This window comes from Streptacidiphilus melanogenes, assembly GCF_000787835.1.
Classification (GTDB): Bacteria; Actinomycetota; Actinomycetes; order Streptomycetales; family Streptomycetaceae; genus Streptacidiphilus; species Streptacidiphilus melanogenes.
The window spans coordinates 51,910-66,566 of sequence record NZ_BBPP01000033.1; the positions used below are offsets into that span (position 1 = coordinate 51,910).

Sequence of the window (14,657 nt, forward strand, 5' to 3'; positions counted from 1 at the left end):
CTGGGGTTTTGGGGGGGGGGGCCTCCCCCCCCCCCGCCACACCCTTTGAGCCTTCCGAACCCTCGAGTTCGAGCCATCGAGTTCCACCCCCAACGAGCTACACCCTTGGGAGCTGCCACGTGACCAGCGCGACGACGACGGCGCAGCCCGATCCGATCAGTGGGTTCTCCAAGGCCCGCCGAGCCTTCCGCGACTGGCGCCGGACCCGCCCGTTCTGGGGCGGACTGCTTGTCCTGCTCGCCGCGGGGCCGATCCTCTACTTCCCGTACGCCACGCTCAACGTGGGCGCGCTGCGCATCCAGATGGCCACCACGGCCGGCGCGGGCTCGGCCGTCATCGGCCTGCTGCTGATCGCGCTCGGCATCTCGTGCTGGTTCCAGCCGATGATCCGCGTCTTCGCCGGCATCGCGTCGATCGTGCTCAGCATCATCTCGCTGCCGGTCTCCAACTTCGGCGGCTTCGGCATGGGACTGCTGCTCGGCATCCTCGGCGGTGCGCTGGCGTGCTCGTGGGCGCCGCTGAAGGCGACGCCGGTGGCGGCCCACGCGGTCACCGGGGAGTCGGCGGTCGCTGAGCGGACGGCCGAGGCGGACACCCAGGTGGTTCTTCCGACCCAGCAGGCGGGCGAGGCCGACGTGGCCGAGCTGCCGACGGCGATGCCGCAGGCGCAGCAGCCGCAGGAGGAGAGCAAGAGTGTCGAGTGAGAACGAGCAGCAGCCGGCTCGCACCGCCGGGCGTCACGCTGCTCCCCGGCCCACCGTGCGCGGGCGCATCCAGCGCCCCGTCGGTCGCGCCATCGCCCTGACCGCGATGCCGACGGCCCTGCTGATGGGCACGCTGGCGCCGAAGCTGGCCTTCGCCGCCGACGCCGGTCCGAGAGTTGCGCCGAAGGCGGTGCCCGCCTCCGCCCCGGAGACGGCCGGCTCCGCCTGCACCAAGGGCGCCCCCGGCACGGACACCGGCGCGACGACCTCGGCCACGCCGAGCGCGCACGCGGCGAAGACCGCCGGGACGACGGCCAAGTCCACCAAGAACGGCACCTCGTCCGTGCCCACCCAGCGCAGCGGTTCCGGCGGCACGTCGAGCACCGGCGGCAGCGGTGGTACCGGCGGCACCGGCGGTACGTCGGGCACCGGCGGCTCGGGCGGCACGGCCACGGGCGGTACGGGTACCGGCGGTGGCACGGGTGCCGGTGGCACCAGCGGGGGCGGCGGAACGACGCCCACTCCCTCGCCCAGCCCCTCGCAGGGCGGCTCGTCCTCCGGAGGGCTGCTCGGCGGCCTCCTGGGCGGCCTGCTGGGCGGTCTCACCGCCCACACGGCGCCGGCCCCCTCCGTCTCGCCTTCGGCGACGCCCTCCGCGTCGGCTGCTGCGGCCTCCGTGGCCCACACCGCCGCGGTGCGCAGCGCCGCGAAGCCGACCGCCGCGGCCACCACGCCGTCGGCCACCCCCTCGGCCACGCCGAGCAGCACGCCGACGACGTCACCGACCACCTCGCCGACCGCGTCGCCGACCCGCACCCCGGCGCCCACGGCCTCCGCGACGCCCAGCGCGTCCGCGAGCAGCGACCCGACCAAGCAGTGCGACGTCAGTCACCTGGCCGCGCCGCTGGACACCTCGGTCAGCTCGCAGCTGGCGGCCGGCACCATGCCGGTGGAGAAGTGGACGCTGCACTCCTCGGACCTGAAGCTGATCAACACCGAGTTCCACGGCGTCGTCACCATCCCGCTGGCGGACGGCAGCACGGAGCGCGTGCTGAAGTTCACCGCCGAGGAGGTCAACATCGGCGACCTGGACATGTCCGCGAACCAGCGCGGCCAGGAGGTCCACGTCCAGGGCTCGCCCGGCTCCACGTCGACGATGCGCGGCGGCACGGTGACGATGTACGTCACCGAGCTGAAGGGCACCATCCTCGCGGCCGAGGGCATCCCGCTGGGGCTGCTGAACATCGGCATCGACCTGACGCCGGACACCCTGCCGCAGTGGCTCTACAACCTGATCGGCGCCGTCCCGATCCCGCTCACCCTGGAGCTGGGCAACGTGACGGCGATTCAGCAGGGCCAGTTCGGCGGGAACCTGACCATCCCGGGCATGCACCTGTACTACACGCCGCTCGGTCAGTGAGCCGCCGCCCGCGCGGCCGCTCACACTGAGAACCCCCTCCGGTCCGTCCGGTGGGGGTTTCCTCATGCGCGTTGCGTCGTTGAACCGGGCGTGAGCGACGACGCGATATCCCGCCTCCTGGTCCCCGCGTACTTCCACCCGAGCGACGACCCGGCGTCATGGGCCGTGCTGCGAGCTGCGGCGCCGCAGCTCGCCGCGGTCGTCGTGAACCCCGCCAGCGGTCCGGGCCCGGGTCCTGACCCGGCGTACGCGCAGGTGCGCGCGGGGCTCGTCGGGACGCGTGTGCTGGGGTACGTCGACACGGACTACGGCCGCCGCCCGCACGCCGAGGTGGTCGCCGAAATCGCCGCCTACCGGGACTGGTACGACGTCGACGGCGTCTTCCTGGACCAGACCCCGGACGGCTCCGAGGCCCTCCCGCACTACGCCCGTCTCACCGTCGCGGCACGCTCCCTGGGCGCGGCCTACGTCGCCCTCAACCCGGGCCTGCCGCCCCACCCGGCCTACCTCGACCTCGCCGACCTCGTGGTCACCTTCGAGGGTCCCTGGTCCGCCTACGGGGACCGCGCCCCGGACCCGGGCGCCCACCTCGTCTACGCGGCCCCACCGGACGCCCCCGCCCACGGCTACGCGACGCCCGGCGACCTCCCCAACCCCTGGGCGGTCCTCGGCGCGCTCACCCGCGCGCCGGCCCGGTGAACGCGACGGCCCCCCGGCGCCGTGGCGCCGAGGGGCCGTGCGAGGGTCCCGGACGGGTCAGTCGCCGGTGGCCAGGTGGTGGACGCGGACCATGTTGGTCGTGCCGACGATGCCCGGAGGGGAGCCGGCGGTGACGATGATGGTGTCGCCCTTGCCGTACTTGCCCTGGGCCATCATCGCCTCGTCGACCTGGTCGACCATGGCGTCGGTGTTGGGGGCCTGCGGGAGCACGAAGGTGTCCACGCCCCAGCTGAGGGCCAGCTGGTTGCGCGTGGAGGTCTCCGGGGTGAACGCCATGATCGGGATGGGGGAGCGGTAGCGCGAGAGGCGGCGGGCGGTGTCACCGGACTTGGTGAAGGCCACCAGCGCCTTGGCGTTGAGGAAGTCGCCGAGCTCGCAGGCCGCGCGGGCGATGGAACCGCCCTGGGTGCGGGGCTTGCGGCCGGGGTTGAGCGGCTGGAGACCCTGCGAGAGCAGCTCCTCCTCCGCCGCCTCGATGATCCGGCCCATGGTCTGCACGGTCTCGATCGGGAACTTGCCGACCGAGGACTCCGCGGAGAGCATGACCGCGTCCGTGCCGTCCAGGATGGCGTTGGCCACGTCGGAGGCCTCGGCGCGGGTCGGACGGGACTGGGTGATCATCGACTCCATCATCTGGGTGGCGACGATGACCGGCTTGGCGTTGCGGCGGCAGAGCGTGATCAGCCGCTTCTGCACCAGCGGCACCTTCTCCAGCGGGTACTCGACCGCGAGGTCGCCGCGGGCGACCATCACCGCGTCGAAGGCCAGGACGATCTCCTCCATGGCGTCCACGGCCTGCGGCTTCTCGACCTTGGCGATGACCGGGACGCGGCGCCCCTCCTCGTCCATGACCTTGTGGACGTCCTCGATGTCCGCGGCGTTGCGGACGAAGGAGAGGGCGACCATGTCGACGCCGAGGCGGAGGGCGAACCGGAGGTCGTCCTTGTCCTTCTCGGAGAGCGCGGGGACGTTGACCGCCGCGCCGGGCAGGTTGATGCCCTTGTTGTTCGAGAGCACGCCGCCCTCGACCACTCGGGTCACCACGCGGGGGCCGTCGACGCTGACGACCTCCAGGGCGACCACGCCGTCGTTGATGAGGACCGGGTCGCCGGGCTTCACATCGCCGGGCAGACCCTTGTAGGTCGTGCCGCAGATGTGCTGGTCGCCGGGACAGTCCTCGGTGGTGATGGTGAAGGTGTCGCCGTTCTCCACGGTCACCGGACCGTTGGCGAAGGTGGCGAGACGGATCTTGGGGCCCTGCAGGTCGGCGAGCACGCCCACGGCGCGGCCGGCCGCTTCGGCGGCCGCGCGGACGTTGTTGTAGCGGTTCTCGTGCTCGGCGTGGCTGCCGTGGCTCATATTCAGTCGGGCGACGTTCATTCCGGCTTCGATCAGCGACTTCAGCTGTTCGAATCCGTCGGTCGCGGGACCCAGAGTGCAAACGATCTTGGCTCGGCGCATATGGCTCATCCTATCGGCTTAGCTTTCGAGCGCATTCCGCGCATTCAACGCATTTCTGAACCCGGGTCCGCACTCCGGCGCACGACCGCGAAGGTCTGCTGGGCGATCTCCAGTTCCTCGTCCGTCGGAACCACCGCCACCCGCACCCGGGAGGAGTCCGTCGAGATCAGGCGGGGAGAGCTGCCGCGCACCGCGTTGCGCACCGAATCGAGCTCGATGCCCAGCGGCTCCATGCCCGCGAGCGCCGCCTCGCGCACCGCCGCGGAGTTCTCACCCACCCCCGCGGTGAACGCGATGGCGTCCACCCGGCCCATTACCGCGTAGTAACTCCCGATGTATTTCCGCAAACGGTGGATGTAGATGTCGAAGGCCAGTCGCGCGTCCGGGTCTCCCTCGCCCATTCGGCGTCCGATTTCCCGCATGTCGTTGTCCCCGCACAGGCCCAGCAGGCCGCTGCGGCGGTTCAGCAGGGCGTCGATCGCGTCGATCGTCAGGCCGCCGACGCGGTGCAGGTGGAAGACCACGGCCGGGTCGATGTCGCCGGAGCGGGTGCCCATGACCAGGCCCTCCAGCGGGGTCAGGCCCATCGAGGTGTCCACGCAGCGTCCGCCCGCCACGGCCGAGGCGCTGGCGCCGTTGCCCAGATGCAGCACGATCACGTTGACCGCCTCGGGCGAGGCGTCCAGCAGCTGCGCGGTGCGACGCGAGACGTACTGGTGGGAGGTGCCGTGGAAGCCGTAGCGGCGCACCTGGTGGGCGTCGGCCGTCGCCTTGTCGATCGCGTAGCGGGCCGCGTGCTCCGGCATGGCGGCGTGGAAGGCGGTGTCGAAGACGGCCACCTGCGGCAGGTCGGGACGGAGCTTGCGGGCCACCTCGATGCCGGTGATGTTGGCCGGATTGTGCAGCGGCGCCAGCGGGATCAGCTCGCGCAGCTCCTCGACCACCTCGTCGGTGATCAGCGTCGGCTCGGTGAAGCGGGTGCCGCCGTGGACGGTGCGATGGCCGATGGCGGCCAGACGCGGGGAGTCCAGCCCCAGACCGTCGGCGGCCAGCTCTTCGGCGACGGCGCTCAGTGCGGCGGCGTGGTCCGGGAAGGCCTGGTAGCGCTCACGCGGCAGGTGTCCGGCGGGCTCGTGCTTGATCCGCCCCTGGCCCTCGCCGATCCGCTCGACGATGCCCAGCGCGAGCCGGTCGCCGTCCGCCATGTCGATGAGCTGGTACTTCACCGACGAGGAGCCGGAGTTGAGTACCAGCACCCGGGTCGCCTGGCTCACTTGGACTCCTCGGTCTGCTGCGCCGCCACCTGCTGGGCCGCCGCCTGCTGGGCCTGGACGGCCGTGATGGCCACGGTGTTGACGATGTCCTGCACGAGCGCGCCGCGCGACAGGTCGTTGACGGGCTTGCGCAGCCCCTGGAGGACCGGTCCGACCGCGATCGCCCCGGCCGAGCGCTGCACGGCCTTGTAGGTGTTGTTGCCGGTGTTCAGGTCCGGGAAGATCAGCACGCTCGCCTGCCCCGCCACGGCCGAACCCGGCAGCTTGGTCATGGCCACGGACGGGTCCACCGCCGCGTCGTACTGGATCGGGCCCTCCACCGCGATGTCCGGACGCTGTCCGCGCACCAGCTCGGTCGCCTTGCGCACCTTGTCCACGTCCGCACCCGAGCCCGAGGTGCCGGTCGAGTAGGAGAGCATCGCCACCCGCGGACTGACGCCGAAACGGGCGGCCGTCGCCGTCGACTGGATCGCGATGTCCGCCAGCTGCTCGGCGTCCGGATCCGGGTTGACCGCGCAGTCGCCGTAGACCAGGACCTTGTCGGCCAGGCACATGAAGAAGACCGAGGAGACGATCTTCGCCTCCGGTGAGGTCTTGATGATCTCGAAGGCCGGGCGGATGGTCGCGGCCGTCGAGTGCACCGCGCCGCTGACCATGCCGTCGGCCAGGCCCTCCTGGACCATCAGCGTGCCGAAGTAGCTGACCTCGGTGACGACGTCGAGGGCCTGCTCGACCGTCATGCCCTTGTGCCGGCGCAGCTCGGCGTAGACCTCGGCGAAGCGGTCGCGCAGCGGCGAGGTGACCGGGTCGATGATCCGCGCGCGGGCCCGCGCGCCGTCCGCGTCGTCGGCGGGGTCGGCCGCGTCGAAGGTGATGTTCAGCCCGAGCTCGGCGACCTTGCGGCGGACCGCGTCCTCGGAGCCGAGCAGCGTCAGGTGGCAGACGTTGCGCCGCAGCAGCACCTCCGCCGCACGCAGCACCCGGTCCTCGACGCCCTCGGGCAGCACGATCTCGCGCAGCGCGGCACCGCGGGCGCGCTCCAGCAGCTCGTGCTCGAACATCATCGGGGTGACCCGCTCGGTGCGCGTCAGCTCGATCCGGTCCGTCAGCTCGGCGGTGTCGACGTGCAGTTCGAACAGGCCCAGCGCGGTCTCCGCCTTGCGAGGGCTGGCCGCGGTCAGCTTGCCCTCCAGCGTGGACAGGTCCATCGCGGTCGGGTAGCTGCCCTCCTGGACCGCCAGGACGGGCGTGCCGGGGGCCAGGCGCGAGGCCAGGTTCATCACGATCGGACCGGGCGTCTCGCCCAGCGTCAGCAGCACCCCCGCGATCGGCGGCGCGCCCGCCGCGTGCGCGGCGAGGGAGCCGATCAGCAGGTCCGCGCGGTCGCCCGGGGTGATCACCAGGCAGCCGTCGGAGAGCGCGTCGAGGAACTTGGGCAGCATCGCGCCGCCGAACACGAACCGCCGCACGTCGCGGGCGAGGCCCGCGGGATCGCCGAGCAGCACCTCGGCGCGCGTGGCCTCGGCCACCTGGGTGACGGTCGGCGCGGAGAGCGCCGGGTCGTCCGGGATCACGTAGCAGGGCACGTCCGGCCGGTTCGCCAGCCGCCTGGCCACGGCCTGCTTGTCGCTCGGCGCGACGCGGTTGGCGATCATCGCCAGGATGGAACAGCCCAGGTCGGTGTAGGAGCGGTGCGCGTTGCGGACCTCGTTGACGACCGTCTCGGCGCTCTCGCGGTGCCCGCCGATGACCGGCAGCACGCCGGCGCCGAACTCGTTCGCGAGCCGCGCGTTGAGCGCGAGCTCGTCCGGGATGTTGGTGGACGCGAAGTCCGTCCCGAGGACGAGCACGGCCTCGCACGCCCGCTCGACCGCGTGGAAGCGGTCCACCAGCAGCCCGACCAGTTCGTCCTGCCCGCGCTCGGCCTGGATCGCCGCGGCCTCGTCGTAGCTGAGCCCGTACATGGCCTCCGGCGGGAGATCCACCCGGTACCGCCCGCGCAGCAGCTCGACGACGTGGTCGGCGGAGGCGTGCACGAGCGGCCGGAACAGGCCGACCCGGTCGACGTGCCGGGTCAGCAGTTCCATGACCCCCAGCTCGACGGCCTGCCGGCCGTCCCCCCTCCCGATACCGGTCACGTAGACACTGCGGGCCACCGAGGTACTCCGTTCCGAGTCACTGTTCGAGCGGCTTCGAGACTACCTTCACATTTCGGACAGCATGCCCACACCTCCGAAACCGTGACCAAGATCGCCAGGGACGTGGCACGCACCTGAGGTGTGCGGGGAACTGCGCGAACCACTGATGAGCGGATGGCCCTGCGCGTTCGGGGCTCTGCCTGCGTGGGGAGGGGGCACCTCCCGGCCGAAGGCTGGGGGAGTGTCGCGCCCACGCGGTGGAGCCGCACTTCGGCACAGCCCCGCGCCCCTGAGGTGGTGCGACGACAGGCGGGAGCGGAGCGTGCTAGCCGCCGAGTTGGCCGCGCCAGTGGTCGAAGAGGGCGGTGGGGTCGCCGCAGTAGGACCAGGGGATGCGGGTGGGGCGGTCGCCCAGCAGCGCGCTGATCTCCTTGGCCTCCTGCAGCATGCCCGCGAAGACCAGGCCGTGGAGGAGGAGGTTGAGGTCGGCCGGGTCCTGCGCGTGCTCCGTGGGGCCGCGGTGGGCGATCCAGGTGCGGAGCGTGCCGTGGAGGGCCTGGACGGCGACCTCGTGGGTCCAGTGGTAGGTGAGGCCCACGGCCGCCTCGCCCTCCGTCTCGACGCGGTGGCGGAAGTGCTCCGCCCGCGCGGCCTGGGTGAGGGCGGCCAGTGGCGAGCCCGGCGGCGCGAACGCCGCGCTGTCGCGGGCGAAGTTGTACATCTCGCCGTAGCTGCCGTGCCAGCGCGCGGACAGGTGGCGCAGCACCTGGTGGTGGCCCTCGCGGTTGAACTGGTCGCGGGCCTGGAGTTCGCGCCACCACTGCCAGACGTGCGGGTGCCCGCCGGCGTAGAGGCGGGCGAGGGTCATCAGGGAGACCCACGGGACGGGGTCGGTGGGGTGCCGCTCCGCGGCCTGGAGGCAGATGCGGGCGGTGCGGTCGAGTTCGCGCCGGTCCAACGCGTCCTGGCCCGGTGGCGGCGTGCCGCTGCTCTGGGCGACGGAGGCGACGGCGAGGAAGAGGCGCTGCACCTCCGTCTCGGCGCGCAGCGCCAGCGCGTCGGGGTTGGTCGGCTCGGCGACCTGCCAGGTCTCGACGGTGCGGGTCGCGGCCGCCGCGTCCGCGAGCATCCGCATCCTGTGGGTACGGCGGTCCCAGTCGCGGCCGGTGGCGCGCAACAGGTCGCGGGCTCCCTGCCAGCGTCCGACGACGAGGTCCCGACGGGCGGTGGCGAGTTCGGCGTCGCCGAGCGTCGGGTCGAACGGTGGTGCGGTGGTGCGGCGTCGTGAGGCGCGGGCCATGGTGGCTCCCCCTGCATGAGTACCGGAACGCGGAACGCGGAAATGCGGAAAAGCCGACAACCGGCAGTCGTCGTTGACTGCCGGTTGCGGCTGGAACTGCTGATGGAACGTCATAGATCGGTGGCGACCCCGCCGCCGTGCGAGGCGGTGGTCGTCAGCGACGAGCTGCCGAACTCGGCGTCGACCGCGTCGGCGAGCGCGGCGTCCAGGCGGGCGCCGGGGTTGGTGTAGAACTCGCTGCCCTTGGCCCAGTAGATCGCCAGCGGGATGACGCCGACGGCCAGCGCGCCGAGGCCGATCAGGATCTGGACGAGCGGCAGGTTCATGCAGTTCTCGACGAAGAGGAAGCCCATGAAGATCGCGCCCGCGCCCGGCCAGACGGCCACGAAGATGGTGTTGCGCAGCGACTTGAACGCCACCTTGCGGTAGGCGACGACCACCGCGATGCCGGCCAGCGCGTAGTAGACGCAGATCTGCAGGCCGATCGCGGCGACCGCGTCGTTGAGGATCTTGGTCACGGAGCCCAGGGCACTGGAGGCGACGAAGAGGCCCAGCGAGATGACCACGATGACGGCCAGCGCCATGTAGGGGGTCTGCCAGCGGGCGTGGGTCTTGCCGAAGACGGCCGGCAGGGTCTTGTCGCGGCCCATGGCGAAGAGCGAACGACTGATCTGGATCAGCGTCGTCTCCAGCGTGGCGATGGTGGAGAGCACCACGGCCAGCACCATGATCTTGCCGCCGGCGCCGGGCCAGACCGCCTCGCCCAGGGTGTTGAGGAAGGGCGCGCCGCCCGCGATGTCCTTCTGGCTGACCATCATGTTGACCGCGATGGTGACGATCTCGAAGAGGGCGAAGACCGCGGCGACGCCGAGCAGGCCGCCCATGCCGGAGTTCTTCTGCGAGTCGGTGGTCTCCTCGCTCAGGTTGGCGGTGACGTCCCAGCCCCAGAAGTAGAAGGCCGCGACCAGCGCCGCCCCGGCGAAGCCGCTCATGCCGCCGAAGTGGCCGAAGCCCCACAGCCAGGACCACTGGAAGTGCGCCGCGCTGCCGCCGTGGATGAGCGCCGCGATGCCGAAGCCCGCGAGGATCAGCACCTCGATGCCGGTCATGATCCACTGCGCGTGCGCGGTGATCCGCGCGCCGAGCAGCACCAGCAGCGCCATCACCAGGAAGACGAAGGCGCCGACGCCCACGCAGGCCCAGGTGTTGTTGGGCAGCGTGTCGGAGAAGAGGGAGAGGGTGTACTGACCGGCCGGAAGCGAGCCCGCGACCATGAAGATCAGCGCCGAGACGACCAGCGACCAGCCCGCGGCGAAGCCCAGCGCCGGGTGCAGCGCGCGGCCCACCCAGGAGTAGCTGGCGCCCGCGTTGACGTCGAGACGGCCCAGGTAGTTGAAGGCCCAGGCGATGCCGAGCATCGGGATCGCGCACCACAGCAGCGCGGCGGGGCTGAAGAGGCCGGCCGCGGCCAGCAGGGCGACGGTGCTGGCGGCCAGCGAGTAGGCGGGGGCGCTGCCGGCGATGGCCATGACGATCGTGTCGAAGGTGCCGAGGACGTTGGCCCGCAGGCCTCCTCTTCCTTCGGTCGGGGTGAACTCGCTCAACGGAGGAACCTCTCCTGCGGCGGTCGAGGTGTGGGGAGGGGGCCTCGGATGCCGGCTGGTGGGGACGGGGCGCGCACGGCAGGTACATGGGGGCATGCCGAACGCACTCAAGCAGGTGTGATCGCGAGCTGGGCAACAGCCTTGTGTCGCCGGTGTTTCCGGAAGCGGGATCGCCGCTCGTACACCTCTGGCTCCAGCGCGTGCCACATGCTGCCGCTAGCGGACCGAGCCTGGCAATGGTTTGGCGGAATTCGTTTACAAGGCTTCCTGGAATGCGGATTCAGTGGCGCTCCAGGGCCTGTCGAGCGGAAACCGTTGCCGTCCCACCTGGTGGACACCTGAACTCGCGGCGGCGAGCCGGGTGTACCGAGGGGCCCGAGTGGGCCTCAGACGCCCCACTCGGCGCGCAGCGCGGCGAGGGCGTCGTGGAAGCCGGGGAAGGTCTTCTTCACGCAGCCCGGGTCGTCCAGGGTGACGCCGGGCGTGCGCAGGCCGGTGATCGAGAAGGACATCGCGATCCGGTGGTCGCCGTGGCAGGCGATCTCGACCGGCCCGGCCGGCCGCGCGGGCCGGATCTCGATCCAGTCGCGGCCCGTGGTCACCGGGACGCCCAGGGCGGCTAGGTTCTGCTCGCAGGCGGCGAGGCGGTCGCACTCCTTGATGCGGGTGTTGTAGACGTCCTCGATGCGGACCGGGCCGTCCGCGAACGGGGCGATCGCGGCCAGGGTCGGGACGGTGTCGGAGATGTCCCGCATGTTGACGGTGACACCGCGCAGCCGGCCGGTGCCGGTGACCGTCGTGCCCTCGGAGCTGATCGAGACGTCCGCGCCCATCTCCCGCAGCACCTCGGCGAAGCGCAGGTCGCCCTGGAGCGAACCGGTGCCCAGGCCCGGGACGGTGACGGTGTTGCCGGTCAGCGCGGCGGCGGCGAAGACGTAGCTGGCCGTCGAGGCGTCCGGCTCGATCAGGTAGTCCGTCGCGGTGTAGGGGACCGGCGGGACGACGAAGGTGTCCCCTTCGCGGCGGGCCGGGTTGCCGAAGCGGTTCATCATCGCGAGCGTGATCTCCACGTACGGCACGGAGACCAGGTCGGTGACGGTGATCTCAAGACCCTGCTCGGTCAGCGGACCCGTCAGCAGCAGCGCGGTGAGGAACTGCGAGGACAGGCCCGCGTCCAGGGTGAGTGCGCCGCCCTTGATGCCGTCCGCCTCGATCCGCAGCGGGTGGTGGCCCTCGGCCTGCTCGTGCACCAGGTCCACGCCCAGCTCGCGCAGCGCCTGCGTGAGCGGGCCGAGCGGGCGGCGGCGCATCTGCGCGGACGCGTCGAAGCGGAACGAGCCGTGCCCGGCGGCGGCGAGCGCCGGCAGGAAGCGGGCGGTCGTCGCGCCGTCGCGGCAGTACACGTCGGCGGAGGCGACGCCCGGACCGGCCGGGCGGCCCTCGATCGTCCAAACCCCCTGCTGCCGCTCCACCCGGTAGCCGAGCGAGATCAGGCCCTCGGCGAAGCCCTCCGAGTCGTCGGAGAGCAGCGGCTGACGCAGCGTGGTGGTGCCCTCGGCCGCGGCCGCCAGGTACAGCGCGCGGGCGGTGACGGACTTGGAACCGGGGATCTGGACGACGGTCATGCGGCCCACCCTACGGGCCGCGCCCCGGCTACGCGGGGCTCAACCAGATGGTGGAAAGGGGCGGCAGCGTCAGCTCGGCGCTGGTGTCCCGGCCGTTCCACCCGACCTGCTCGGCCTTGACCGGATCGGGGTTGCCGACCCCGCTGCCGCCGTAGACCTCGGTGTCGGTGTTGAGGACCTCGAGCCAGCGCGCGTCCCGCACGTCGGCCCTGACCGTCGGCAGCCCGACCCGGAAGCCGTGCCGGACCACGGGCGACATGTTGCTGACGCAGACCAGCGGCCGCCCCTGGGCGTCGTAGCGGACGAAGGAGAAGACGTTGTCCTCCGCCGCGCCCCCGTCCAGCCAGGAGAAGCCGGCCGGGGCGGAGTCCAGCTGCCACAGCGCCGGGGTGTCCAGGTAGAGCCGGTTCAGGTCGCGGACCAGTTCGCGCACGCCCTCGTGCTCGGCGTGCGCCGGCCAGTCCTCGCCCAGCACCCACCACTGCGGGCCCTCCTTGTGGTCCCACTCCGCGCCCTGGGCGAACTCGCTGCCCATGAACAGCAGCTGCTTGCCCGGGTGGGCCCACATGAAGCCCAGGTAGGCGCGGTGGTTGGCGCGCTGCTGCCACCAGTCGCCGGGCATCTTGGAGACCAGCGCCCGCTTGCCGTGGACCACCTCGTCGTGCGAGATCGGCAGGACGTAGTTCTCGCTGTACGCGTACACCATCGAGAAGGTCATCTCGTTGTGGTGGTACTTGCGGTGCACCGGCTCCTTGCTCATGTAGACGAGCGAGTCGTGCATCCAGCCCATGTTCCACTTCAGGCCGAAGCCGAGGCCGCCGTGCTCCGTCGGCGCGGTCACCCCCGGCCAGGCGGTGGACTCCTCGGCGACGGTCACGATGCCCGGGCAGCGCCGGTAGACCGTCGCGTTCATCTCCTGCAGGAACCTGACGGCGTCCCAGTTCTCACGCCCGCCGTGCTCGTTCGGCGCCCACTCGCCGTGCTCACGGGAGTAGTCCAGGTAGAGCATGGACGCCACCGCGTCCACCCGCAGGCCGTCGACGTGGAACTCCTCGCCCCAGTAGACGGCGTTGGCGACCAGGAAGTTGCGGACCTCGGCGCGGCCGTAGTCGAACTCCAGCGTCCCCCAGTCCGGGTGCTCGGCGCGACGCGGGTCGGCCGGCTCGTACAGCGGCTCGCCGTCGAAGCGGGCGAGGGCGAAGTCGTCCTTCGGGAAGTGCGCGGGCACCCAGTCGACGATCACGCCGATCCCGGCCTGGTGCAGCTTGTCGACCAGGTAGCGGAAGTCGTCGGGGGAGCCCAGGCGTGCGGCCGGCGCGAAGTAGCCGGAGACCTGGTAGCCCCACGAGCCGTCGAAGGGGTGCTGCATCACCGGCATCAGCTCGACGTGGGTGAAGCCCAGGTCGCGGACGTAGCCGGGCAGCTCCTCGGCCAGTTGGCGGTAGGTGGTGCCCGGCCGCCAGGAGCCGGGGTGGATCTCGTAGACGCTCATCGGCGCCTCGTGGTGCGGCAGCCGACCCCGGGTGGCCATCCACTCGGCGTCGTGCCACTCGTGCCGCGCGATGGTGACGATCGAGGCGGTCGACGGCGGGCACTCGGCGCGGCGGGCGAAAGGGTCGGCCTTCTGCAGCATCCGGCCGTCGCGGGTGGCGATCTCGAACTTGTACGTCGCACCCTCGCCGATGCCCGGCACGAACAGCTCCCACACGCCGCTCGCCCCGAGCGAGCGCATCGGGTGCGAGGCGCCGTTCCACCCGTTGAAGTCGCCGATGACGCGCACGCCGGAGGCGTTGGGCGCCCAGACGGCGAAGGCGGTGCCGGTGACGCCCTCGACCAGCCGCGGATGCGAGCCGAGCGCCAGCCACAGCTGCTCGTGGCGGCCCTCGGAGATCAGGTGCAGGTCGGTCTCGCCGAGGGTGGGCAGGAAGCGGTAGCCGTCCTCCTGTTCGTGCTCGACGCCGGCGTAGGTGACCTGGAGCAGGTAGCCCTCGCTGACGCAGCCCTTCGGCAGCAGGCCGGTGAAGAGGCCGTCCTGCTGGTGCGTCAGCTCGAACCTGGCGGTGCCGCTGCTGACGACGACGCGCTCGGCCAGCGGGCGCAGCACGCGCACGGCGGTGCCGTACACCGTGTCGTGCGCGCCGAGCAGCCCGTGCGGGTCGTGGTGCCAGCCACCGACCAGCCGCTCCACCTCCCCGGGTGCCAGCGGCGCCTCCGGCACCGGACGCACCGCCCCGGAGGCGAGGACCGCCTCCGGCGCGGAACCCGCGCCGTGCCGCGCGGTCTCGGCCGCGAGCCCGACGTGTCCGCCCGATCCGCCGCCGGACGCCCCCGCGCGGCGCCGTACCCGTCCGTTGGAGCCGTCCGTGCCGGCTGCCGTGCCGCCGAGCGGCCCGCCCGCCGCAGCGGCCGCC

The 14,657-nt window shown here is 72.0% G+C and carries 10 protein-coding genes; 3 read left to right on the forward strand and 7 right to left on the reverse strand.

Features of this window, described 5'->3' with window-relative positions; translation table 11 throughout:
• The first annotated feature begins 119 nt into the window (after window positions 1–119).
• The 3 genes from TR49_RS28255 to TR49_RS28265 all read left to right on the forward strand — a co-directional run bounded on the left by TR49_RS28255 (window position 120) and on the right by TR49_RS28265 (window position 2,823).
• Window positions 120–704, forward strand: a complete 585-nt coding sequence (locus TR49_RS28255; protein WP_042386689.1) for a DUF6114 domain-containing protein — start codon at window positions 120–122, stop codon at window positions 702–704.
• Complete coding sequence (locus tag TR49_RS28260; protein WP_042386690.1) at window positions 694–2,124, forward strand: hypothetical protein; 1,431 nt, start codon at window positions 694–696, stop codon at window positions 2,122–2,124. The genes TR49_RS28255 and TR49_RS28260 overlap by 11 nt, the downstream gene beginning before the upstream one ends.
• A 90-nt stretch (window positions 2,125–2,214) precedes the next feature.
• Window positions 2,215–2,823: a spherulation-specific family 4 protein gene (locus tag TR49_RS28265; protein WP_052434716.1), complete on the forward strand. Its 609-nt coding sequence runs from the start codon at window positions 2,215–2,217 to the stop codon at window positions 2,821–2,823.
• A 57-nt stretch (window positions 2,824–2,880) separates the two neighbouring features.
• Here TR49_RS28265 and pyk read toward each other — a convergent pair whose 3' ends face one another.
• The 7 genes from pyk to glgB form a co-directional block, all read right to left on the reverse strand.
• A complete protein-coding gene (gene pyk, locus TR49_RS28270) occupies window positions 2,881–4,305 on the reverse strand; it encodes a pyruvate kinase (protein WP_042386691.1) in 1,425 nt (474 codons plus the stop codon).
• 44 nt (window positions 4,306–4,349) lie between these two features.
• Entirely contained in the window at window positions 4,350–5,579 is a 1,230-nt protein-coding gene (locus TR49_RS28275; protein ID WP_042386692.1) for an acetate kinase, read from the reverse strand.
• Complete coding sequence (gene pta / locus TR49_RS28280; protein ID WP_042386693.1) at window positions 5,576–7,735, reverse strand: phosphate acetyltransferase; 2,160 nt, start codon at window positions 7,733–7,735, stop codon at window positions 5,576–5,578. Before pta ends, TR49_RS28275 begins: the two co-directional genes overlap by 4 nt.
• 307 nt (window positions 7,736–8,042) lie before the next feature.
• Complete coding sequence (locus TR49_RS28285; RefSeq protein WP_042386694.1) at window positions 8,043–9,017, reverse strand: hypothetical protein; 975 nt, start codon at window positions 9,015–9,017, stop codon at window positions 8,043–8,045.
• A 110-nt stretch (window positions 9,018–9,127) separates the two neighbouring features.
• Entirely contained in the window at window positions 9,128–10,717 is a 1,590-nt protein-coding gene (locus TR49_RS28290; RefSeq protein WP_084725549.1) for an APC family permease, read from the reverse strand.
• 290 nt (window positions 10,718–11,007) lie between these two features.
• Window positions 11,008–12,246: a 3-phosphoshikimate 1-carboxyvinyltransferase gene (aroA, locus tag TR49_RS28295; protein WP_042386696.1), complete on the reverse strand. Its 1,239-nt coding sequence runs from the start codon at window positions 12,244–12,246 to the stop codon at window positions 11,008–11,010.
• Between the two features lie 28 nt (window positions 12,247–12,274).
• A partial coding sequence (gene glgB, locus TR49_RS28300; RefSeq protein ID WP_439654136.1) for a 1,4-alpha-glucan branching protein GlgB occupies window positions 12,275–14,657 on the reverse strand: 2,383 nt, incomplete at its 5' end.

Bases quoted from the DNA above. Each gene is read 5' to 3' on its own strand.
- pyk (WP_042386691.1), bottom strand. From the start codon at position 4,305: ATGCGCCGAGCCAAGATCGTTTGCACTCTGGGTCCCGCGACCGACGGA.
- aroA (WP_042386696.1), bottom strand. From the start codon at position 12,246: ATGACCGTCGTCCAGATCCCCGGTTCCAAGTCCGTCACCGCCCGCGCG.
- TR49_RS28285 (WP_042386694.1), bottom strand. From the start codon at position 9,017: ATGGCCCGCGCCTCACGACGCCGCACCACCGCACCACCGTTCGACCCG.
- TR49_RS28290 (WP_084725549.1), bottom strand. From the start codon at position 10,717: ATGCCCCCATGTACCTGCCGTGCGCGCCCCGTCCCCACCAGCCGGCAT.